The organism is Glycomyces luteolus, assembly GCF_027622875.1.
Lineage (GTDB): Bacteria > Actinomycetota > Actinomycetes > Mycobacteriales > Micromonosporaceae > Glycomyces > Glycomyces luteolus.
In genome coordinates, this window is sequence record NZ_JAPZVP010000008.1 from 1 (window position 1) to 23786 (window position 23786).

At 64.8% G+C, this 23786-nt stretch carries 15 protein-coding genes; 8 read left to right on the forward strand and 7 right to left on the reverse strand.

Translation table 11 applies throughout. From position 1 onward, the window contains the following. Positions 1-522: 522 nt before the first annotated feature. Entirely contained in the window at positions 523-2220 is a 1698-nt protein-coding gene (locus O1R50_RS11555) for a HEAT repeat domain-containing protein (RefSeq protein ID WP_270110177.1), read from the forward strand. 172 nt (positions 2221-2392) lie between these two features. Then, positions 2393-2857, forward strand: a complete 465-nt coding sequence (locus O1R50_RS11560; protein ID WP_270110178.1) for a hypothetical protein — start codon at positions 2393-2395, stop codon at positions 2855-2857. Between the two features lie 703 nt (positions 2858-3560). On the opposite strand, the gene O1R50_RS11565 is transcribed toward O1R50_RS11560, so the two are convergent. After that, positions 3561-3929 (reverse strand): hypothetical protein, encoded by a 369-nt coding sequence (locus tag O1R50_RS11565; protein WP_270110179.1) that lies wholly within the window; start codon positions 3927-3929, stop codon positions 3561-3563. A 297-nt stretch (positions 3930-4226) separates the two neighbouring features. Between O1R50_RS11565 and O1R50_RS11570 the strand changes: the two genes are divergently transcribed. The 4 genes from O1R50_RS11570 to O1R50_RS11585 all read left to right on the forward strand — a co-directional run bounded on the left by O1R50_RS11570 (position 4227) and on the right by O1R50_RS11585 (position 7037). Continuing rightward, a complete protein-coding gene (locus O1R50_RS11570) occupies positions 4227-4967 on the forward strand; it encodes a hypothetical protein (RefSeq protein WP_270110180.1) in 741 nt (246 codons plus the stop codon). 73 nt (positions 4968-5040) lie between these two features. Next, positions 5041-5463, forward strand: coding sequence for a GNAT family N-acetyltransferase (locus O1R50_RS11575; RefSeq protein WP_270110181.1), 423 nt, complete (start codon positions 5041-5043; stop codon positions 5461-5463). 456 nt (positions 5464-5919) lie between these two features. Beyond that, complete coding sequence (locus O1R50_RS11580; protein ID WP_270110182.1) at positions 5920-6351, forward strand: hypothetical protein; 432 nt, start codon at positions 5920-5922, stop codon at positions 6349-6351. A gap of 380 nt (positions 6352-6731) precedes the next feature. Further along, positions 6732-7037 carry a hypothetical protein gene (locus O1R50_RS11585; protein ID WP_270110183.1) on the forward strand — a complete coding sequence of 102 codons (306 nt, stop codon included), beginning with the start codon at positions 6732-6734 and terminating at the stop codon, positions 7035-7037. Between the two features lie 141 nt (positions 7038-7178). Here the strand turns inward: O1R50_RS11585 and O1R50_RS11590 are convergent, their stop codons facing one another. The 4 genes from O1R50_RS11590 to O1R50_RS11605 all read right to left on the reverse strand — a co-directional run bounded on the left by O1R50_RS11590 (position 7179) and on the right by O1R50_RS11605 (position 19137). Beyond that, positions 7179-7505 carry a hypothetical protein gene (locus O1R50_RS11590; protein ID WP_270110184.1) on the reverse strand — a complete coding sequence of 109 codons (327 nt, stop codon included), beginning with the start codon at positions 7503-7505 and terminating at the stop codon, positions 7179-7181. A gap of 106 nt (positions 7506-7611) precedes the next feature. Then, positions 7612-13857, reverse strand: coding sequence for an RHS repeat-associated core domain-containing protein (locus tag O1R50_RS11595; RefSeq protein WP_270110185.1), 6246 nt, complete (start codon positions 13855-13857; stop codon positions 7612-7614). A gap of 34 nt (positions 13858-13891) precedes the next feature. Then, positions 13892-17569: a LamG-like jellyroll fold domain-containing protein gene (locus O1R50_RS11600; RefSeq protein WP_270110186.1), complete on the reverse strand. Its 3678-nt coding sequence runs from the start codon at positions 17567-17569 to the stop codon at positions 13892-13894. Continuing rightward, entirely contained in the window at positions 17566-19137 is a 1572-nt protein-coding gene (locus O1R50_RS11605) for a hypothetical protein (RefSeq protein WP_270110187.1), read from the reverse strand. The genes O1R50_RS11600 and O1R50_RS11605 overlap by 4 nt, the downstream gene beginning before the upstream one ends. Before the next feature lie 533 nt (positions 19138-19670). On the opposite strand from O1R50_RS11605, the gene O1R50_RS11610 reads away from it, so the two are divergent. Then, the gene (locus tag O1R50_RS11610; protein WP_270110188.1) at positions 19671-19952 is read left to right on the forward strand and encodes a hypothetical protein; all 282 of its coding nucleotides are present in this window, start codon (positions 19671-19673) and stop codon (positions 19950-19952) included. Between the two features lie 142 nt (positions 19953-20094). Next, entirely contained in the window at positions 20095-21462 is a 1368-nt protein-coding gene (locus tag O1R50_RS11615; protein ID WP_270110189.1) for a TrkH family potassium uptake protein, read from the forward strand. 39 nt (positions 21463-21501) lie between these two features. Here O1R50_RS11615 and O1R50_RS11620 read toward each other — a convergent pair whose 3' ends face one another. Further along, positions 21502-22785, reverse strand: coding sequence for a hypothetical protein (locus tag O1R50_RS11620; protein ID WP_270110190.1), 1284 nt, complete (start codon positions 22783-22785; stop codon positions 21502-21504). 28 nt (positions 22786-22813) lie between these two features. Continuing rightward, positions 22814-23773, reverse strand: coding sequence for a hypothetical protein (locus O1R50_RS11625; RefSeq protein WP_270110191.1), 960 nt, complete (start codon positions 23771-23773; stop codon positions 22814-22816). Positions 23774-23786 lie beyond the last annotated feature (13 nt).

The following is a 23786-nucleotide window of genomic DNA, read 5'->3' on the forward strand; positions in this document are numbered from 1 at the left end:
GAGTGGCTCATCGAGGGCCTTTCTGGCTTGGCGTGTCTTGTAGCGATTCACACCGAACCAGAAGGTCCTCTCCTCGTCTCAGCCCGACTCAGCTCGTGAGGTGTTCACAACCTCCCGAGACAGAACATCTAGGGCTCGGCAGGCTTCGTGACACGATCCCAGGCGGCTTCCAACTGAGGATATGGGTTCACATAAGCATGCAGTGCCTCACTTGTAAACCCTTGTGCCCGCTGCCCACCTGTGACTGGCGGTGATCGGTCGCAGGCGGGTACGATGCTCGGCTGTTGCTGAACTCCGTTACCGCTCGCGCGTTCGGGTCATGATCCGCCCGCCAATTCCTCGAATCGCTGAGCTTCACCGCGAGCCCGGCGCAACGGTCGCCCAAACGGTCCGGGCGCGGATAAGCTCGGTTTCCTTCGAACCAGCCCAGAGTAAGAGCCGCCCTTGTCCCCCTCATCCGTCTCGCGTCCCTCCCTCCTGACGCGAATCCGAACCTTCTCCGGCAGGGCCGCCTATTTCACTGTGTCGGCTGCGATCGCCGCCGTAGCCGCGATGGCCGTGTTCGGGCCTGACGGCAGCCTTGCATTCCCGATCTCCGCCGCGGCCGCGGGAACGGTGCTGGCGGTCTGGGCCTCACGCACCCGAGCCAAGCTCAGGAACGAACCATTGCGCTGGCCGGCGGCAATGGACCGCCCCGTCCCGCATACGGCCGTGCCGCCACAGCCCGGCAGCGTGGCCGCCGGCGAGGCTTCCACTACGGCGATCTCACCGCTCTACCAACTTTTCGCCGCGGCGGACGACCCCGAACGATCGCGCGCACTGCTGGACGAGGTCCTGGCATCGGATCCGTGGGCGCTGGTCGACTTCGACGGGGAGGTCAGGCGGTGGACCCGCTTCGACTTCAGCGACACCAGTATCGCCCGGCCCGGCGCGCCGCTGCCCGATACGCCGCTGGCACTGGCGCTGGCCTTGTGCTCCGCCAACGGGTTCCGCCGCGCCGAGGCCCTGCAGCGCCCCGGCCTCAATCGTCATCCGCGGCTCTTCCCGCTGGTGCTCGCACGCGCTGTCGAACCCGTCCGGCAGGTCCGGGAACTCGCGACAGGCCTCCTGCCTGCGCTGCTCGGCGATACTCGCAGCGGGCAATTCGCGCCGCTGCTCCAGGTCGCCTTCGCTCTGCGCGAGCGCGCGCACGCCGCGCCCATGGTCGCGATGGTCCTCGGCGCCCTCTCCCGATACTCCGATGAGGAGCTCCTCGAGATCCTTGCCGACCTCAACAGCCGTGCCGGACGCTGGATCGGACGGGGCCTCATCGCGGAAGGCCGACTCACCGTCCGCCAGCTCAGCGCGATCGCGCTGGGCCGGTATAACGACCAGCTGCAGAACGAGTGCGCGCAGGCGCTCTCGGAGCTGGCACGACGGGACGGTGCCTCGGCCATGTTGCGGCCCTTGCTCGACGCGCGCTCCAGCCGCGTCCGGGCCACGGCGCTCGACGGTATGGTCCAGCTCGGCGACACGTTCGGCCTCGAGCATTTCCTGGCCGACCGCAGCGCGGCCGTGCGCGCCACTGCCCAGTGGGGGATGCGCCGCAACGACCGTGACCCGGCCGCCGAATACTGCAGGCGCCTCAATGACAGTCCCGCGTCGCCCAGACCGCTCATCGCGGGCATCGGCGAGACCGGGACCGCCGCAGACGCGAACCTCGTCATGCCGTACCTGCACGATCACCGAGGCAAGACCAGGGCCGCAGCAGTGAAAGCGCTGGGGAGCCTCGGCTCCGATGCCGACCTCTCCGGGCTCCTTTGCGACGCCTCGCCGTCGGTGACCCGGGCAGTGGCCGCCCACCTGACCGAACGGCGGCTGCTGCCGCCCGCGGACGAGCTCCGGCGACTGACCGGCGCGCCAAAGGCGGACCACGTCCGGCGATCCGCCGCCGCACTGCTTCGTGAACACAATGTGTGGCAGCGGATCTGGGCCGACCTGTCACATCTGGAAGACCCGAACCCGAAGCTCGCCGGAACCGCCTCGTCCGATCTCGACAACCTCTGCCGGACACGCATCGCGTCGGTCACGGCACCGATCGACCCCCGATTGCGAGCCGAGCTGCGAACCCTCATGCGGGCGTCGGGGAAATCGCTGCCGCGCGACTACCAGCGGAGCCTCACATGGGTTGTGGAAACGGCTCGAGCAGCAACGTCATCCGCACCCGTCTCGACCCCCTGATCCTGCCGGCCTCGCAGCAGCGACGCAGAGCCTCCAGCAGCCATCGCCAAACCGTGGGTGCAAGCAGGCCTGAACCAGCACAGCGCTGACGCGGGCCTGGCCCCTACGCTTACGAGGTGCCCTATCAGGCTTGACGGCCTTCGCCCTCTCAATGCTCCAACAAGGTGGACCCATGACGGAATTCTCGCTCCAATGGAAGATGGGGACAGCAGGTAGCGCCGAACTCGTCCTCCAGCACGGGTCGGAGAGCGTCGAGGTGCACACCACGTATATAGGTGATGGCCTCGGGTCGCTGGTGGAATCCGCTGTCGACCTTCACCGGGGTTCAAGGTCGGCGTTCGCCTACCTGCCTTCGGAACCCTCCGGGACGTGCGTCTTCTTCGGCGGGGCGAGAAGCGACGTGTACGTGCAAATAGTCCAGTTCGCCGACATGGAGTCCGAGTTCACGCGCTGGAGCGGCGGCAGACTCCAGTGGCACGGCAGGGTCGATACCAGGGAATTCGTTCGCAACGTGGCACTCATGGCCGAAGACGTGCTGGTCCAGTGCGGCGACATCGAGGCTTACGCACGGGCCTGGGGCGGGATTCCCTTCCCGATCGGTGAGCTGGAAACGCTTCGGCAAAGCCTGCCAGCCTGACGCGAGGGGCCGGATTCCGGCCTGGTCAACATGCGGGTTCCTGTGACCGCGCTCGAAAGATCAAGCACGCGCCGCCAGTCCCGGCCAACAAAACCGAGCCGGCCCTGCTGAAACCCACAAGAGCGCGGTCCAGGCGGCGCGTCCCGCCGAGGTCTGGTGGTCCCGAGGGACCGCCCCAGGGATTCGCGCACACCCTCTGAAAACAGTGTTGGCCAGCCGATTGATCGACTAGCCAACAATGAAATAAATTCACATATTTATCTATATTGTCGGGTTGACAGGATTTGAACCTGCGACCCCCACCTCCGCTACCCGGGCAAGCTCTGGTTGGCCCTTGACATCCCGGAGCCCTTGCACCACATTCAGATCCGTGACCTTGACTCAGGATCTGCGCTACCCCACCCCGGTCAGTGACTACCTCCGCCGAAGCATGGTTGATCTCGAGCCGTATCAGACAACCTGGATGACTCAATGCACGAGTCACCCCGAGCTTGGCTGCGTGGAGGACAACAACACCCGAGATGCCGCTACCCGGTTCGGCCTGGCGATGGAATGGGCGATCAACTTCGACCTCGCACAGGAAGTCCCGTATCAGCCCGAACTCAACGCGTTCCGGGCCGACGGCGGCAACCGGGCCGCACAGCTTGTTGCAGCAGCTGGCTTCACGTCCGTCGGGAACTCAGATTCGGCAAGCGCCCCATGGTCAGACTGGACGCGAAGCCACCGCCCTTCGGACCGTCCTAACCACGAGGCAATGCCACTGTTGGCTGGCTGTTGGAGCGTTATCGAAATCATCGATGGCGGGGACGAAGTGCAAGCCGTCGTCGCGGACCGTGCCGTGCCCGATGAAATGGAAGACGCTCACCGCCTCGGGGCGCTTCTCATGGAGCGCAGCGAGGTGGATTGACTTGGCTTCGTCCATGCGGTGCACATCGAAACTGAACTGCTCGCCAAGCACCTGTGTCAGTTGGTCGGCGCGTTCCTTCGTGAACTCGAGCGTGTCGAAGGGCTCAGCGGACAGGGCGAGCGGCAGGTCGTCGCGGGGGTCGATCTTTCCCGCGGTGACGATCACGGCTCGCCGTCGCGTCATCGGCGACGCACCTCCAAAGCCTCGCAAGACGAGTGGACTTCAGGGTAGCGGGATTGGACATCGGGGTGGGGGACGGACAAGCAGGCGGGCACCGGCCGGGCCCGCGCGCCTTTTCGCACCATCGCAGTCGTCTACGACATCGCAGGTTTCACGACCGCGCTGGCTTCATGCGGGTGCGGGTCTCACGAGAGTGTGAACCTGATGAACCTCGGTTTGTAGATGTTCGGGTCGGCGTAGTCCGCGCCGTCGGTCGTGACTCGGTTGTCGAAGCTGTTCACGTTGTACGACAACGTGCCCGACCCGTCCACCTGGGAGACGCCCGATGCCGCGACCGTTACTGACACCGACCGATACGGGAAGTTCGAGGCGCAGGCCTGGGAGGGCCTGCATCCCTGGCTCAAACAGCGCTCGGCCTGGATCGACCACGACGAGACGCTGCCGGTCATCGAGGGCACCGTGATCCGCATCCAGTCCGAACGCCTGCCTCACACCGGCACACCCGAGCCGGTCTGGCTCTGGACCTCCGCGGGCGGCATCGACGACGAACTCCTCGACAGCCTGTGGTCGGCATGGCTGCGCCGCTTCGACATCGAGCACACATTCCGGTTCCTCAAGCAGACCCTGGGCTGGACCGTTCCCCAGGTCCGCGATCCTGAGGCCGCCGACCGCTGGACCTGGCTGGTGATCGCCGCCTTCACCCAACTGGCCGCCGCGAAGTCGCTCGCCGCCGACCTGCGCCTGCCCTGGGAAGCACCCGCGAAACCAGGCCGGCTCACCCTCGCCCGCGTCCGCCGGGCTTTCCCGGACCTCCACGCGACACTGCCCCGCCTCACCAGCGTCCCGAAACCCTCGAAACCAGGACGCGGACGCCAGCCAGGCCGCCACAACAGCCGCAAGGCGCCGATTTGCGACCTCGGCAAGAAAGCCAAGCGCGACAAGACCCTCGCACAACGACGAAACCGCCTGAGCCGCAATCAAAGCTTAAAAATCAAGCCTAAGCGATGTCCCGTAACTCGTTGAAGTGCTGGGGCTGGCTGTGTCGGCCAAGAAAATCAGTTGACTCACCTGACACTCTGGCACCAGAATGAACCGCGTGACCGACGCGATCATCCTTCTCAACCGTCTGCCCACCTCTGCAGAACATCGCCGACTCGCCGAAGCGGTCGGATGGACCGAGGCGTTCGACTGGGACACGATGCCCGCATCCCTAGCCGGATCTCTGGCCGGTGAGGTCGCCCTCGACGGCGACGATGTCGTCGGCATGGGCCGCCTGGTCGGAGACGGCGTCAAGTACTTCTATGTCCAGGACCTCGCCGTCCTACCCGAGTATCAGGGAGTCGGCATCGGGACGGCACTGCTGCAACGCCTGCTGGACCATGTGGCGAACACGGCGTCGTCCACGGCGTTCGTCGGCCTCTTCGGGACCGACGGCGCGATCCCTCTATACCGACGGCACGGATTCACTCATGGCGACATGACTGGCATGTTCCGCCTGGTCGAGCCCGCCAGCAGCTGAGGGTCGCAGGGCTCGGGTCCTCGCATGACCCTGGAAGCCCTCACGGATGCCCTTATCACCGTAGCAGTAGGACAGACCCACCACCGACCACGTGAACCGCCACACCACCAAGGACGCGGCTTCCCACGACGGGGATCCGCACGAGCGCAATGCCCTCGGCGACAGCCCTGACCCACGGGACGCTTGCCAGTTCTGGTCCGGGTGTTTGCTTCCCTCGCGGATCATGCCCTCGAACGCTCCCGAAGACATCGACTACGACCTCACGCCCTGGACCAGCTCTCGTTGAGCACCAAGCGATCCCGCGGCGAGCACAGCGAAGGGAACTCATACAAGATGAGTCCATCTCGCACGAGTTCCCTTGCCACACAATGAATATGAACCATATTCATACTCATATATATAGTTGTCGACCTAACACTCGCTTATTCGAACCCAAACCCCCAGCTAGACGGCCTCATGGAACGCCTATCCGGCCCGTTGCCCACCCGCGGCCCCGAAACCGGCCCGTTGGCCCCCGGCTCCCCCAACGAACCGCCCCTGGTCGCCTACCCGCCAGCACCCTCGCGGACCCTCGGCAAACGACTCTCCCCCACCGACCGCGACACCCTCATCGCCGCCTTCAACGCCGGCGCCAGCCAGCAACACCTCGCCACCCAATACGGCATCAGCATCCGCAGCGTCAAACGCCTCGTCCACGGCAACTCCAACCGACCCCAAGCAACCAAGAACCGCCTCACCCCCGACCAACGCCACACCATCGCCCACACCTACGCAACCACCGGCACCACCCAAGCCGAACTCGCCCGCGGCTTCGGCGTCGACATCAGCACCATCAAAAGAATCCTCCGCGATGCCCGAAACACCGAGCTGGGCGACACGTTCGCCTGAATCTGGGAAAGCACGGCCAGTGCCTCCTCCGCCGAGAGGTCCTCGGATGTCAGGCTCGCTCAATGACTTCCAACGAGAAACGCTTCCGCGTCATCGGGGAGCGGAGAGCAGCTCAACCTCCGCGCACTCGCCGACCTCCTCGTCGCTGCAGCCCAATCCGAGCCGCTGACCGACGAGGAGGCCCGCGGCCCGCACCCGCCTATCCCCCTCGAACGGCCCGCAAAGTGATGCCTGACGGACTGGCGACCAGATACTTGGTCAGTTGAGAGTCTCTTACACGCGGGATTGGTCGGGAGTAAGTCGATGGAGTCCTCGATGTCAGCGACCTTCTTCGCCGAGAGCAAGCTGGCGCCCAGGCGCAGCGCAATGCTGAGGGCGCCGTGAACGGCCTTCATCTCGCGTTCAACGGCGACTCTGGCGGCTTCGAGATCGTCGTCGGCGTGCTTCAAACCCTGGAGATTCGTGCGCGCCTTGATAATCACGGCGACCATGATCTCGCTGAGTGCGACGGGCTCATGGACGGGCCGCCCTGCGTCGCCAACGCCATGCGCGGCCTCATGCTCGGCCCCGATGCACTTCCCCACGGGCACACCGTCACCGGCGATGTCCTCTGGACGCTCGGCTGGTCCCTAGGACTGATCATCCTGTTCGCGCCGCTGGCAGCGCGAGCTTACAAGCGCGCCTGAATCTCCGAATCGATCACGGACGCTTTTGACTGCGCGGCAGCCGGTCTGGCCGAAATGCCGCAAGGCAACTCGCGGGACTTGAAAAAGCTTCACGTGAGTTGCCTTGCGGCACAATGAATATGATCCGTCTTCAAAAAACGCCTACGAGTCTCTGCCGAGAAGGAATATCCTCTTGATGGCGGATCGGTACACGCGGTTAAACAGAACGATCGCATCGCTTTCGCTAAGCGTGTACTTCCTGTATCGGAAATCTCCCGTCAAATCCTGCTGCAGCATCTTGACTTGAATCGCGGATGAAATCGTGAACGGTATCGAAGCCAGGATTCCGAAGGCAGCAAACTTTCCCAAAGGCTGAAACTCGATACTCAACACAGCCAGGGCTACCGACACGACAATCATCGCGATGGCAGTTCTGCCACAAGCCACCAGAGTTCTATATCGACCCCCGGCTTTGATCGAGGCTTCCACACTCTCAATGCGAGAATGATCATTCGTAGGTTGCGAATTCATTGTCGAGAATCACCTCTAAGATTCATCTGCGCCTTAAGATTGAGCTTGCCCGTGAAGGTCAATTTCACCAGCCGCACCAATAGACAAGTCTCCCTATACACGTCTTGCCCACTCCGAGGTCTACAGTCGCTGGAATGGGAATTTCTCCTGCGAAAGTACCTTCAAAGCCAGCTCCACCACCAGTACTGTAGGAGAAATTGCTGCCATCCAAAGTGACTGCGAGTTCTGCCAATACCACTCCACTTGCACCGGTCTCGAGACCGATGTATCCATCCCAGCCCGCCAATTCTGAGGCACTGGATGCACTCGAGAATACAATCGCGCCGCTAACCTCGAACCCCACGCCGGTGTTGAGATTTCCATGGATCCGGGTTGTTTCAACAGTGCCGTCCTCGAGCGTGTACATCTCGCAGGAGTCGAAGCCGCCTCCGAGGTAAACTTGGCCACTTGAGCTTCCGCAAACGCCGATCGACCCGAGCCCCATATACTCCAACAGGGGGGCGAGATATTTGTCTCGAAGCAGTTCGTCATTAATTACATAGTCAAACCATTCAATTGCTTCCTCGGCCGACATAGAAGATACATCTTCAAGATCGAACTCGTCATCACCGTCACCTCCCGAACCATTCGTGTCACCGTTCCCGTAGCTGCTTCCGGTCGTTTCAAGTTCAATCCCCGGAGCATCGTAGGTTGATTGCCCCCCATTTGAACATTCTCCAGGGTAGTAGAAGGTGCCTCCGGGTCCTGTCCAGCAGAGACCGGTGGGATCAGAAAAGGTGGCGGGTGAGTTGTTGGAGTAGGCGTACCCGTTGAGTTGCTGCGCGCTTGACAGGTCAGCGATGGGGTCGACAGAGAGGAAGCGTCCGGTCGTGGGATTGTAGTCGCGGGCGCCGATGTGGGTGTAACCGGTGGGATCGATGGTGCCTTTGATGTAGCCGTTGTGGCCGAGCCAATCGGGGTCGCCGCTAGCGGCGGTCGTGGCGGTGGCGAGGTTGTTGCCGTAGGGGTCGGAGTAGCGGCGTGTGACTTCTCCGGTGAAGCAGTCGAAGGCTACCGTTCCGGTGCCGTGGTGGTCAGCGAACTGGAATTGGGTAGTACCGCCCGCTTTCTCGATACGAGTGGCACCGCCTGGGAGATCGACGCTTCGTGTCGAGGACACTGTGCCTGCTGTCGTGTTTAGGCTGATCTCCACTCCTGCAACGTACAGGGTGGCTTCATCGGCCGTCGAGCGCATGATTCGGTTGCCGTCGGCATCGTAGAAGAACTGGATGCTGCCGTTACTGACGTCGCCGGTAACAGCGCCGTTGCTGGACAATGCGGCTCCGGTGGTCGTGATGGTCTCGACCTTGCCGTTGGCATCCCAGGTGATGTCTTGGGAGAACCCGCTGGAGGAGGTGACGCCGGTGGTGTTGCCGACTTGGTCGTATTCGAAGCCTGTCGACATATTCGCGGCTGTGTCGGTGACGGTCTCGAGGGCGTGGGCGGTCTGCTGGCCGTACGCGTAGGTCCAGCTTTGGTCCGTCCCTGTCCCCGTGGAGTCGCGAACAGTGAGGCCAGTGCGATTCCCGGCGGCGTCGAAGGTGTAGGACTGCCAATAGGCGGCGGCGCCGCCGGTGCCGGTGGTCTCGGGGCCGCCGCTGCAGGCGGTGGCATCGGTACCGGTCGCTGCGGTCGTCCAGGCTTCGGTCAGGCGGCGCAGGCCGTCGTAGTTGTAGCACTCAGCTTGACGCTTCATGTTTTGGGCGCTGGGTGCGTCGATGATGGAGAGGATGTTCCCAGCGTCGTCGTAGTCGTAGGTGGTGTTCGACAAAGTCCCCGCGGTGCTGAGGTTGCGGGTCCAGGTCTGGTCGAGGCGATTGGCCTCACCGTAGGCCCAGGTCTGCTGGAGAAGAGCGGCCGTGGTCGGATAATAGGCCTTGGAAATCTGCCCAGTGTGGTTGTACGTGATGTCTTGGGCGTAAGTGCCGTCGGCGCCTGCGACGTTGGTGATGCGGCCGAGCTTGTCGCGAGTGTAGGCGACCTGTTCGGCGTCGAGGCCGCCGAAGGCGGACCAGGTGCGGCCCTTGGTGGTGCCGTCGCGGTAGTAGTCGGTGCCGAACTTGTAGGTGCCGGCCAGAGTCCCGGCGGCGGTGCCGGAGATAGTCAGCTGCTGCGAGATCGGTTGGTAGTCCGGGGCGCGGGTGAGGGTGACGTTGGTGATCGTCATGCCGTCTTCGTAGGAGACGGAACCGGTCTCGTACCCCTTGTACAGGGAGTCCCAGATGCGGCGGGTCAGCTGGGTACCGGTTGCGGTGGTGGCGCCGCCGTCCCAGGTGGCGGTGATGCGGTTGAGGTTGTCGTAGACGGTCGTGATCGTCTGGCCGCGGGCGTCGACGGTGGTGGTGAGGTTGCCGACCTTGTCGTATCCGTAGGTGCTGATACCGGTGTCCGGGTCGATCGCTTTGGTCTTGCGGCCGCGCAGGTCGTACTCGAACGACCAGGTGTTGGCGTCGAAGTCGGTGACGGTCGCGAGATTCCCGGCCGGGGTGTACGTGTAGGTGGTGTTCTGCGCTTCGCCGACGGGTTCGTTGTCGAGGTACTGGTGCAGCGCAACGGTTTGGCCGCGGGCGTCGGTCACGGTGGTGGTGGCGGTGCCGCCTTCGGGCGCAGCGGCGATCGCCTGGTCGGCCCAGTACTGGGTGGTGGTGGACCAGAGTTCATCGCTGGCTTCGGCGGCGGTCACCTTGGTGGCGCGGCCGAGGTCGTCGTACTTGGTGAGGGTGCGCAGGTCGACGGCACCGGAGTCGACGACCAGAAGCGTGCCCGAGGGCGCACCGGCTGCTTCGTAGACGGCGTTTTCGACAGCGACGCGTCCGAGGAGGTCGTATTCGGTGTCGGTGACGAGTCGACTACTGTCGCTCGGACCGCTGGCCTGGGTCTGGCGTTCGCGCAGCAGCCCGTCATAGATCTGGATGCTCTTCGTGTACGTATTGTCCTCTTCGAGCACCTGGGTGGTGACGGCGATCGGCGCGGTGTCGGTGACCGAGTAGGAGAAGAGGTAGAACGCGCGGCTGGTGGAGACCGGTAGCCACACTTCGGTGAGGCGCCCAAGCGAGTCGTACAGCTTCGAAGCGGTCTTCGCGTTTGGGTCGGTCACCGCCGTGTCCAGATGCCGCAGAGCATCGAATGTGGTCGTCGTGACGTGGCCTGCGGCGTTGGTGACAGTCTGGCCGGTGTTGCGGCCACCCGAGTCGGTGTAGGTCGTGGTGGCGGTGGTGCGGTTTTCGGCGTCTTTGACCGACAGCGGCCTGCCGTAGTCGTCGTAAGTGGTCGTCGCCGTGGTGACGTAGCTGGCGGCGGTCCCGTCGTGGGAGGTGATCTCCTGGACGGCAGTGACCAGCCCTTCACTTGGTGCGGTGCCGTAGGCGGCGCCGTCGTAGAGCGTGCGGACGTCGCTGATGGTTTGCGTGGCTCGGTTCGGGCTGGTCGCGCACTTGACGGCGACGGTATCGACTCGATTCGCGTACTCGACGAGATGGGCGCTGGTGTTCTGAGCGTATTCGTAGCGGGTGCATCGGTCGTCGGCGCTGGTTGCCTCGTCGCCGAAGTCATCGGTGCGTGTGATCAGTCCATACTCAGGGTCGTAGTTCGAGTCGGTGCTGGTGTACCGCCACGTCCCGTCGGCTTTCAGAGAGGCGGTGCGGGAAATATCGGACCGGACGAACGCCGCTTCGATGTCACCCCAGGAGTGGGTATCGGTGGCGGTGATGTGCCGCCAGTAGCCGTTGGCGGTCTTGGCGACGATCTGCCCGTCGTTGTAGGTGACCTCGTCTAGGACCGAACCAGAGAGCTCGTCGTAGTCAGTGCGCGTCGCGCCCAGCGCGTCGGTGAGAGTCACGGAGGTCGTGCCGCCGTCACCGTTGTCGTCGCCGTGCATGCCCTGGTAGTAGTGGGTGACCGACTTGGTCTCCTGGTTCGTGCCGGGTGCGCTGGTGGCGGTGACGGTGCCGAAGCCGCGCCAGTCGGCCCAGGTGAGGCCCGTCCCGTCGCCGATACCTTGATCTTTGGTCTTGCGCCAGCCGGGGTTGGAGTACGAGTAGTAGGTGACCTGGTTGAGGCCCTCGCCGGTTCGGTCGGAAACGGTGATCTCGGAGACGACGTATTTATGGAACCAGTCGGTGATGACATCACCCGCGGAGGCAGGCCGCCAGATGACGGGGAAGCAGCGTCGCTCGTTCGACTTCGGTGTGGGCGTGTCGGTCGGGGTGCAGTCGGTGTCGGCGTAGGCGACGTCGACTTGGCCGCCGGTGTCGGTGTAGACCGTGGAGAGCCGGGGCCGGATGAGCGGTGAGATGGAGTCGCCGATCTTGTCGACGCGGTTCTCTTTCTGGATCGGCAGCAGCGTGGTTGCCGGGAGAGTGATGTCGGCGCCGGTGCCGGCTTTGCCGGTGCGGGTGATCGATTCGAGCCAGAGGGTGCGGGTCAGGTCGCCGTTGGAGACGAAGGAGTGTTTCAGCGCCCAGTGGTCGACGTCTTGGTAGGCGGCGCCATCCCAGGTCTGGGTGGTGATGCCGGTGAGGCGTTTGCGGGTCCAGAACGTCGGGCTGGTCTGGGTGGCTTCGCATTTGGTGCCCGAGGCGCAGTTGCGGTCCCAAGGAACGTCGGGCCAGTTCGCGGCGGTCGAATCGTTCAGTGACGAGCAGCTGACCGTCCCGTCGTAGGTGAGGCAGCGTTCGGCAACGGTGAACACGACCTGCGCAGGCGCGGTGGTGTACGCGTCGGCCGAGCGGAGCCCGTACTGGATGGACTTGAGGTAGCCGCCGCGGTGGTAGTTGTCGCCGTTGACGGTGGTGTCGCCGTGCCGGGCGTAGTAGTTGGTGTCCCTCATGTAGTAGTACGACATGGCGTTGCCGGTCGGGTCGACCACGAAGTCGAGGTTCCACCGCCATGCCTGGTCGCAGTAAGCGTCTTTGAACGTCGCGTTGTAGCACGGCTCTGAGGAGTCGTCGCCATAGACGGGGACAGTCCAGGTCGAACCGGTGGCGGTGTCGCCGGTGGCGTAGCCGGGGAGCTGGTGCTTACCGAAGAAGTACTGGGTGCCGTCGGTGGTGGTGACTTTCCAGTACTCGCCGTCGTTGTCGCCGTTGGCGGCCCCGGTCAGTCGTTCGACTTTCGAGCCGTCGTCGCTGGAGATTCGCCAGGTGTTGCCGTCTTTGACGAGGTCACCGGCCACGCCGCCGAGGACGATGGAGGCGTTGTCCCATGCCCAGCACTGGTCCCCCGCGCCGGCGACGTTCTTGTGGCCGTCATCGGAGCAGGACTGGTAGGACCGTTCGATGTAGCCCGGTTCGTAGGTGAAGCCCTCGCCGAGCCATGAGCCTTGGTTGTTCGTCGTCGAGGTGCGGCCGTCCGAAGACTGCGAGGAGTACGCGAGGGTGACGTCGGGGGCGAAGTCGCCGATCACGGGCGGGACTTGGATGCCGTAGGACCATTGGAACGCACCCGAAGCGCCGCCGTGCGACCATTCAGCGGAGGCGCTCAGTGCAGTGGCGGTGTAGTCGCCCTGGTCCGATGACTCCCCTGCCGCAACAGCGGTCACCGTCGTCGAAGTGTCGGACTGCGCCGAACCGAAAGTGCCGCCTGCGATCATGGCGTGGCCGGATGAGCCGGTGAGCATGGAAGAGCCGCGGAGGCCCGAGTCCGTGTCGACAGTAAACCTGATCGTCTGGTTCTCGCCGTCATTGGCGGCATCAATCGGCGCCGCGGATGCAGCGCAACCATCGTCGGTCCCCGCAGCACAGTCGGGCACCGCCCATGCCGCCAGGCGCGAACCGTAAGCGCCGCCGTAATAGGCCGCCATGGTGGCGTAGCCGAGCTCGACCTCGACGACGCCTCCGTCGGCGGCGACCGCGACGAGCACTCCAGAGACCCCCGCCGTTTCGGCGTCTTCGGACGGAAGCAGACCGATCTCCACCTCGTTCGGACTGTTCCCATCCACCTTGGAGACGGTGAACGGCAGACCGCCGAGTTCACCGGAGGCGGTCCCCTCGGCGAGGTCGAGTACCAGCGTGTCGGCCTCGGGCCAGGCGGCCTCGACCGGAGCCTCGGCGGCGAGGTCGTTCCCTTCGCGGGGCTCGACCTCGCCCTCACGGCCCTCGGCGAGGGCCTCGGCGCCGGGGGCGTCGGGCACCGATGCGAAGTACGGCAGCGGCATCCCAGCCACCGCGAATCCGGCCAGCAGCGCCAGGCCGGAGGTGGCGACGCCGAATCTGCGCCGGGCTTCGGCCAGGCGTGCGGAGGGCAGGAGCGGCCGCAGGGGGGAGGTAGCCATGTCCAGGTCTTCTCTCTAACGCGAGGGGTGGAGGTTAGATGTTGGGGCGGTCGTCATTGGTGGCCAAGGACAGCCGTGCGATCACCGAAGGATGCAGGACCCCTGCGTATCCGCGGACGTCGTCGATCGCGCCGGAGAAGTATTCGCCATAGCTGCCTCCGGTGAAGCCGCGGCCGATCTGCAGGTTCCCGCCGGCCTGCCACGAGGACAGGAACGGTGCGGTCAGCGGATCGGAGGCGGAACTGCCCACATACAGTCGGGCCTGGCCGGTGGTGCCGTCGAATACCGCGGTGAGCCACTGGCCCTGGGTGTCAGCGACCGGATCGACTTCGGTGTTTTCCACCGGCGGCAGGGTCACTGCAGGCTCACCATTGGCATCGGTGCTGTCACCGGTGCGCAACCGCAGCGCCCAGCACGGTGTTTGGGATTCCCCGCACTTCGGCTCGTACACGACCTCGATCGCCGAGGAATTGGTGCCGGGGATCGAGAGCACCGTCATTGTCTTATCGGCGGTGACCGTGGAGAGCCGGACCCGAGCCGAGATGGTGAACGACCGGGATGTGTCCACAATCGGGGACGCTACCGATGCGTAGTCATTGACGCCGTCCAGGATCATGTCCCCGGCCCCGACCAGCGGAATCGGTTCCGTCGTGACCGGGATGCCCTCAACGTACTCGGGTCCGAAGTTCAAGTACGCGCCGCCGAACAGCTTCGCGGACAGGCCGCCGTTGAATTCTGCGGTGCTGACTCCGTCGCTGGCCAGGTTGTTGAACTGCCACAAGCCCTTGCGTGTCGCCAGTTGCCAGCCGAGGTACTCGGCCTCACCGGCGACCACGACCCGGTCGAAGACCCGGACGTCAGCGATGGCGCCAGAGAAGTTGTCGCCCCAAGCTCCACCGAAGTTCGCTCGCCCGATCTGCACTGTGCCGTCGCCCCACCAGGTCGATTGCCGAAGAGCCGAACCAACTCGGGCGCCGTTGATGTAGAGGCTCATCTGGCTGGTCGCGTCGTTCCAGACGCCGATAAGGTGCACCCATTGGCTCTGGTTCGTGGTCGTGACTTGACCGCCAACGACTTCCCAGGCGGTGAATGCATCCATCGCCATATCCGGCATCGACACCACCCACTGGCCGGTCGTTGCCGAGGTTGAGCGGTAGCCGAGGATCATGCCAGCCTCGCCGAGGCCACCGTCGACCGAGGCGACGACCCCGTCCTTCGCCAGGTTGGTTACTTTCGCCCAGGCGGCGATCGACACGCCTTCTCCGGTCGAGGCCACACTGTAAGTGGTGGTATCGATGAAAGCGTTGGTGGTCCCGTTGAAGGTTGCTACCGTAGCGCCCGCTTTCGGCCCTGCTCCGCCGAGCGTCACACCGGACCCAACGGAACCAGGATTGTTCCCAATGCCGTTGGCCACGCTGGCGCTCCCTGCAGCGTCACCGAGCGACCACACGCCCACTGGTTCGGGCACCGAGGTGAGGAACGAGTAGGTCTTGGCCACCGAGTTGCCCGCGGCATCGGTCGCGGTGACCTCCAGGAGGTGGTCACCAGGGGTGGTCGGCATGAAGGTGCCAGTCGCCGATTTCGCACCCGCAAGCGGGATCGAGGTCGGCGTTGCCTCATCGAATGAGTAGCTGAAGGACTCGACATTCGTCTCGGTGGTGGCGATGGTGATCGAACCGAGCTCGCCGACCATCGGATCCGCGGTCTCAGCCGCTGTAGTGCCGAGCGTGAAGTCGCCACTGGTGACCGACGGCGCGCTCGGTTTGGTGTTGTCGTACACGAAATAGCAATACGGGGACAAGCTCGAAGAGGAGAGACCGTCGTAAACGATGGCCTGCCACTTGATCGTCGTTCCGGACGGAAGCGAGTTGACCGCGTCGATCGAGGCCAGCGGCAGCTGGAACTTCGAACCCGACGTCAGCGACGAGGAGAGTCCCGAGGTGTAGATGACCTGGTTGGAGGTGTTGGATAGCAACCACCTGACTCGGAGCTTTTCAGAAACGCCGCTGCCAGTGTCGGAACCCCATTCGTTCGTGTCCCCGTTGTCATCGTCGTAAGCTCGCGTGAACAGTGTCGGCCACTCGTTGACGTAAGCGTCAGCAGTGACCGACGACGGGCAGACTGCGCCAGGGTCAGTCCACAGGTTCGACCGTATTGGGGTATCCGGCGGGGTGTTGTACTTAACGCGCAGATGCCCGTTGTGGCAGAAGCGCATCCACTTGGTCGCATCGGACTCCGAGGCATTGCGGATACCAAAGGTCAGCGTGGAGGTGCCGTTACCTGCAGCGTTCTGCAACTCCGAGGTGACGTCCCATTCGGTGGCGTGTGCGCTCGAGTAGTCGCAGTTGGTGTATGAAGGCTCAGGGGTGGCCTTCGAATCAACCTTCGAACCCGACGGCTGATTGTTCCAGTCCGTCGAGGAGGAGATCCCCGAGCTCATCAAGTAGAGGTCGGCGACATCACCAGTCTTCTCGCCGTAATAGTTGTGGTACAGGGTCGCGCCGAACGTCGCCGACAGGACCGTCTTGCCCTGGTAGAACGAGGAGGAGACTCGGTAGAACAGGCGCTTCTTCTCGCAAGATCCGAGTCCAACGCAGTAGCCCACGCCCTGTTCCCCGGTCCAGTTCCAATACGACTCGTCAGGGTACTTGGAGGCGACCATGGCCTGTGCCGAGCGATACTCATCGCGATAGACCGGGTCGATGTACACCGGGTAGACCGTCTCCGCGCCATTCAACAAGTCGGTATCGGGGCTGAGCACAATCGACGAACCTGAACCGGAGATCCCCACCTCGGCCTGACGGCCAAAGTCTGCGGCCACCTGCATCGCCTTCACCGGGTCCGACAGATCAGTGCCGGCCAGATAGGGGACAGTCGCGACCGCCTCATCCACACCGGAAGAGTCCCACATGGTCGGCGAGTCCGCCGAGAGCCACGCATCCAGCGTGCCCTCATCGACCATCGCCACCCCGCCATCAGGGGTGGTCTCGACCGCAGTGCCGTCCAGTGTCACCGGCCACTCGATCCGCTGCAGCGCAGCGTTCGCGGCGGCCTCGGACGACTTGACGACCAGGGTGTGGGTGAATCCGCCGTCAAGCGCAGTCAGGTGTAGATCGACGCCAGGTAGGACCTCGGCATAGATCGCCGAGGAGCCGTCGACCGTAGGTTCGGGCAAGTCGCCGGCCCAGTCGAGCGTAAAGGTGTGGCCGTTGTTCGCCAGCGTCACCAGCGGCTGGTCGCCCCCGGCGGAGAACCGCATCTGCACCGTCGTCGCCTTCGGCGCGATCGTGCCATCCGCAGACACCACCAGAGTCGGATCGATGTCGGCCCAAACCCCGCCGATCATGGTCCGCACTGGTGCGGCGTATTCCGTCGCGATCAGCGATCCATCCGGCTCGGCCACCACATCCCGCAACTCGCTGCGCAGGTTGAGCACCTCGACGCTCGCGCCGGACGCTTCAGCCTCAGCGATAGCTTCGGCCTCGGTATCGGCGACGCCGTCGGTCTCGACGACCTGCTCTTCCTGCGCCTCGGCTTGAGGAAGGTCAGCCCGGTTCCACGGCCACGTGGCCAAGCTTGCGGTCAAGGCAAGCGTGAGGACACCGGTGCCGGCGATCTTCCAGACCCGCCTGGTTCGGGGCAGTTGCATCAGGGTTCTCGTCTTCTCGAGGGCTGGACGGCGTGCGGGGTTGTGGTTCAGTTGGGTGCTCATGCGAGGGACGCTCCAAACGAGACGACATCCGTATTGGACAGCCCGAATGTGGTCGGTGTGTAGGAGAGCACCGGGGCAGTGCCTGCGGCGACGATGTTGTCCCATGGCACGCCGTAGACCACCGGGTCCGTTCTACTGCTGACGGTGGCCCAGAGGTGTGTCCTGGTCGGGTACAGCGCCGATCCGATCGCGTTACCGTCCGCGACAGCCAGTCCCGCGTCTTCGAGGAGGCCACGCACGAGGTCGCCGCTGTTCGGCTCGGTTTCCGTCATCGAGAACAAGCCCACTTGACCGGCATCGCTCGTCTGGAGGTTGCCCTCGGTATCTTCAACGTCCTCACCGGGAGACCCGATGGCCAGCAACAGGGTGTCGGTCGTGGTGTTCTGCCCGGGGGTGCGGTTGACCATCGCAACCTCGATGCCGAACGCATCGCCTGGTTCGGTGCTGTCGCCGGTGTTCTTGTCGGCGTCCTGGGAGAGGTTCTTGTATTCGGTGAAACCGGTTCCTGGGCTCCAGATCACCGAGGACATCCCCGAGGAGGTGTCCGATCCGATCGCCTCGCCGGGTGCGCCGACCGCGATCATCATCCTCGTCGCACCACCACCGGTCGAGATGTAGTCGACCATGTCAAGCGCATAGCCGTACCTGTCGCCATGTTCATATCCGCCGCTGATACCCGGCGAGTCCTGGCCCCAGGCCGTAATCTGGGACGGAGCCACAGTGGCGTCGTTGTGACCAACCAGGAACACCGTGCCGACATGACGGACAGTCCCGGCACTGAGTTCGGCCGACTCACCTGGGACACCGATAACAAGCCCAGACTCCGAGGCCGCTACCGAGTAGCCGAACATGTCCCCGGCCTCGAAAGAATCGGAGTAGCCCGCGATGTTCTGGCTGATGGCGACCGCCTTGCCAGGACGGGCGTAGAAGACGTACCCGCCGTCATCACCCACGGCCGCGGCCTCACCGGGCGAGCCGACCACGAGGAAGGGCTTGCCCGCGGTGTCCAATCCTGCGGCGACGTCCCAGCCGAACCGGTCGCCGGCTTCGTTGATGTCAATGCCGGTGGCGCCATCCAAGCTGGACTGCGTCCAGTTCTTCGCCAGGGTCTTGTCCAGGCCCGCGGGCGATCCCGGGATGAAGACCACCGAGCCTGCTTCGAGGATCGTGTTGTTCGACAGGTGTTCATAGGGGTTGCCGATGATCAGGTCGGTGCAGCCGTCCTTGTTCCAGTCGACCGAGTCCAGCGCGAACCCGAACCGCTCCCCCGCACCGCTGTCGTACCCGGGGATATCGCCGCCCACGATCGTCTGCGTCGCGTCGTCACCGTAGGCGATGTGCACGCGCCCGGCCCGCAGGTTTCCCGACACCGTCGCATCCGGGTCACTGATCGCAAGGTCGACCTTGCCGTCGCCGTCGAAATCCGACCCGGCACCGGATGCACTCGAGACCGCAGTGGAACACGACTGCGCTTGGGCGGTGCCGGGAACCACCAGGAGCAGTCCCGCGAGCAGGGTAGGGACAGCGAGTCGGCGCAGCCAGCGGCTGCCCGAGCGGGTATCGGGCATGGAGGGATCTCCAGGGGTCAAAGCTCAAGGGGGTGAGCAAGGTGGGTGCAACCAGCGGAACCAGGATGGGGATGGTTCCACTGTCCACGGTCTGGAGTGGGGTTCCGCGCCGGGCTGGAGCAGAACCTATCCGACCCCAACACACCCTGTCAACACCCTGCTCACGCTCTGAAACTGGACATATTATTCAGTCACGCATCGTCATACTGAAATTGACAGCCCGCAACCAGACTTGAAACGACTCGGCCGGATCGAACTTTGGATACCGCTTCCCCAGTTCAGTCCCCGTGCGAGAAGGCGGTTTCCAGACAATCGTCCTCAATGGATTATATGAGTCAAATCACAATTCTCCGCAACCTCATTGGCACCCGAGCAACGATCGAACGCGTCGGATCAACTGGAATCCCGGAGTCGCATCCAAACACCCGCCTGAGCCGTACCCACCCGGCAAGATGTGCAACTCCGGCCTCGCCGACTGGCTTGCGCTCATCTGGAGCACCGGCAGATCTTAGATATGCCGACAGCTACAGGTGGTGCCCCGCTCGCCGCACCCGATACTGGCCGCGACCCTCGCCAAGACCGGCAACCCGGTAACGGCGCTCGCGCGATACGACCTGGAACGGCGAACGCACGCGCAGTGGGTAGCGAAGGCCGCCCATAAGAACGGCCACGACGCGCTCCTGGGCAGCACGCTGAGTCGGCGGCTCCTGTCGCTGATGTTGCGGATCATGTCGCCGACCGTGTTCGCCAAGGTCTCTGCGAAAGCGCTCGATCGCCTTTGGGGTTGGCAGCCTCCGTCCCTGCCCGGCCGCTAGCACCGGACCTTCGTAAATCCATACGTTTTCTTGACGCTTCCCCTCGACGGCGTATCCAAGCGTGCCGACCCCATCTAGCTGGCGGTTTAGGTCATCACGGTTCGCGCGTCAGGGGAAGGGCGGCCGAGCATAATCCTCGGTTGTGAGACGAGCTCTGCGACATCCGGCGCGACTGGTGCCCCTGGCCTTCCTAGCATTCATCCTGGCCGGGGCGGCGCTGCTCATGCTGCCGGTGTCCACCGAGACCCCGGAGGCCGCGCCGCCGTTGACGGCGCTGTTCACATCGGTGTCGGCGGTATGCGTGACCGGCCTGGTCGTCGTCGACACCTCGACCTACTGGTCCGGGTTCGGCGAAGCCGTCATCACGGTGCTGATCCAAGTCGGCGGTTTCGGCATCATCACGGCCGCGACCTTGTTGGGGATTCTGACGGTGGGGCGGATGCGGTTGAGCAACCGCCTACTGGCGGCGAGCGAGAACCAGGCGTTGAGCCTGGGCGACATCGGCGCGGTCGTGCGGCGAGTCGCAGTGATCACCGTGTCCGTCGAGGCGGTCGTGGCACTGGTGCTGTACCTGCGGTTCCGCTACTACTACGACTTCCCGGTCGGGGAGGCGCTCTGGTACGGGGTCTTCCATGCGGTCTCCTCGTTCAACAACGCCGGGTTCGGACTCGAGGCCGACAGCCTCATGCAGTGGGTGACCGACCCGTTCGTGACCGTTCCCGTGACCGCGGCATTGATCATCGGCGGTATCGGCTTCCCCGTGATCGTGGAGGTGCTGCGCAAGTCCCGCCTGACGCGGGCGATGCGCGGCGACCGGCGACGCCGCCCCAGCCCGGGCTGGTCCGTGCACACCAAGCTGACACTGCTGACCACCGCGGTCCTCCTAGCCGTGGGCTTCGCCGCCTATGCGGTCTTCGAGTGGACCAACCCGGCCACCCTCGGGCCGATGAACGTCGGCGACAAGCTCTGGGCGGCATTCGTCGCAGGCGCCATGCCTCGCACAGCGGGATTCAACAACCTCTCGATGGCCGACCTGACACATGAGACCTGGATGGTCACCGACGCGCTGATGTTCATCGGCGGCGGCTCCTCCAGCACCGCCGGCGGCATCAAGGTCACCACTTTCGTGCTGCTGGCAGTGGTCATCTGGTCGGAGATCCGAGGCGAACCCGACGTCGCGGTCTTCGGCCGCAAGATCCCCGGCTCGACACAGCGCCAGGCACTGACGGTCGCGCTCCTGGGCGTCGCGATCGTCGCGGTCGGTACCGCGCTGGTCATGATCGAGACTGAGTTCTCCCTCGATCAAGTGCTGTTCGAGTCGATCTCGGCGTTCGCGACCGTGGGCCTGTCGACCGGCATCACCGCCGCGCTGCCGCCGTTCAGCCAGCTGGTGATGATCGTCCTCATGTTCGCCGGCAGGGTCGGCATCGTCTCGCTCGCGACCGCGCTAGCGCTGCGCAGCCGGCACCGCCGCTACTCCTTCCCCGAAGAGCGCCCACTGGTCGGCTGAACGAGGGACCGACGCGCCAAGACCCCGGGACGCCCGGATTCAGTGCAGACGGGCGCGGAACTCGGACAGTTCCGGGCGATCGGATTGCGGGACCGCGGTGATCTCAGCAGTGAGGGTTTCCTGGTAGGTCTCCCCCGGGGTCAAGTGGATCGTCCGCCGGTACTCGGCCTTGCTCGCCTCGACGACCGTCTGCGAGCCGATCTGCTGCTGCGGCGCCACGACGCGGACCACCAGCTCGTGTTCGCCGGGTTGGAGCTGCAGCCACATCCGGGTCCAGCTCGCGCGCACCTGTTCGCCGTCGATGAACACCTCGGGCGCGGGAATCCATGGCCTGCAGACCGGCGATTCGGGTTCGCCGATACGAATCGCCCGCCAGCGCTGCATCACACTCGGGTTCCCACCCCCTGCGAGCGCCGCGATCGCGTCCGGGGAGTACTCGTCGATCATGAACCGCAGGTGGAGTCCGAGCCCGGCCCATCCCGGGGCGGGCGCGATCCGCTCAGGCGCATCGGCATCGAGGATGCGCGGTCCCTGCAGGTCCCGCTCTGCGGGCGGATCGGCCACCGTGACCCGGCGCTGTCGCGCCTGCTTGGCAAGCGATCCGACGATGACAGCGACGCCCACGCCGAGTCCAACAGCGATAGCGCCGATGACGGCCGTGTTGCCGATGGCGGCCGAGAAACCGGACGGGTTCGCGATCGCCGCGGCGGTCGCTGCGCCCATGACCGCCATGCCGCCCAGGACGAGCAGGAAGTACCAGCCGGTGCTGCCGATGCCGCCGCGCCGCTCGCGGAACCTGGTGAGGTCGTGCGCCTGGTTGCCGGCCTCGAAATGGCGGTGCGCGGTGGCGCCGAGGATGCTCGAGTAGTCGAGGTCGATCCGTTGGCCGCGTTCGAGATGCACGGTCTTGTAGCAGCGCGAATGACTGCTGGTGACAGCGATCAGGTGCTCACCGGGGGGCAACGTGAGCTTCGTGGTGCCCCAGCCCCACGAGGCCGGGACGCCGTCGACGCTCACGAGCGGCGCCAATGGCCGGGAGACCCGCAGGGACGGGCTCCATTCGCGTGAGTGCTGGTTCCCCCATGCCGTGCGGACCACGACCGTGGCATTCGCCGCGTCCGTGTCGCCGGGCGACAGGTCGATCCGGCGCCCGGCCCGGACCGCCACGGCCGCATCGGGATGCGGCCGGGCGGCCCAGGCCCGGAACGGCGGGAACGTCTTGAACCCGGCGAAGCGCCGCGTTCCCGGCAGCACCGGCCAGGAGACGAGCAGCGCGATGGCGAGCAGGCCGAAGACCAACCCGATGAGGTCGTCAGTGCTCATGCGCTACCGCTGCTCCCGTCACGTTCGTTCAGCCCCAGTCAGGGGCGTCGTCGTCGGCCCACTCGGGGGCTTCGATCGTGGGGATGAAGTCGAGGTTGCCCGGGTCCAGGCCGGTCTCGGCCCGAGGGTCGTTCTTGCCGTCGACGTTGCCGTCCTGGGCGAGGTCGTTGGCGTTGAGCCCAGAGTTGTAGGCGCCTTGGCCGCCCATGAACAGGTGAGCGAAACCGGGGGCGACGTGCTTGCCGCCCGAGGGCGCCAGCGCGTTCCGCAGTCCCAGCTGGGCGAGTCCTTGCGCCATGTTGAACGCGGTGGGGCCGACCAGGTCGAGGGGGTTGACCACGTTGCCCTGCGTGGCGAGGACCGTCCAGGAGAGGCCCATGCCCGCCCCGATCCCGGCGGCGAGGCCCTTGCCCAACACCGTGAGCGCAGTGTCGAGGGCCTTCAAGATGCCGAGCCCGGTAGCGGCGACGGTCATCGCCGCCGCCCGAACCGCCTGGGCGGCGGCCGCAGTGGGCGGGAACGCCTGGAGCGGCCAATACACCAGGGCCATGGCCATGAGGATCGTCGCGAGGGCGGTGTAGGCGGTGACCATGACCGCCAGCAGGGCGGCGATGGAGAACAGGCCGATGCCGACCTCGATCGCGAAGGTGGCGATGGTCCACAACTGCGCCTGCACTTTCCCGGACTGGTCGATGAAGGCCTGGCAGTCGTCCCCGTCCCAGGACTCGGCGTCCATCGCGTCGATCTCGTCCTGGAGTGCCTGAGCGGCGGTGATGTACTTCTCCGCGAGCTGGAACCAGTAGGCGCCGACCATCATGATCTGGCCGGGGTTGCACTGGTTCATGTAGATGATGCGGGCGATCTGCGTGCAGGAGGGGCCGAAGGTGAAGGCGGGCAGGACGATCTCGACCGCCGCGGCCGGGGCCATGACGGCGAAGGTGTCCATCATGCCCTGGAAGGACTCGGGTTCGGGTGCGCCGATTGACATCGTGCGGTTCCTT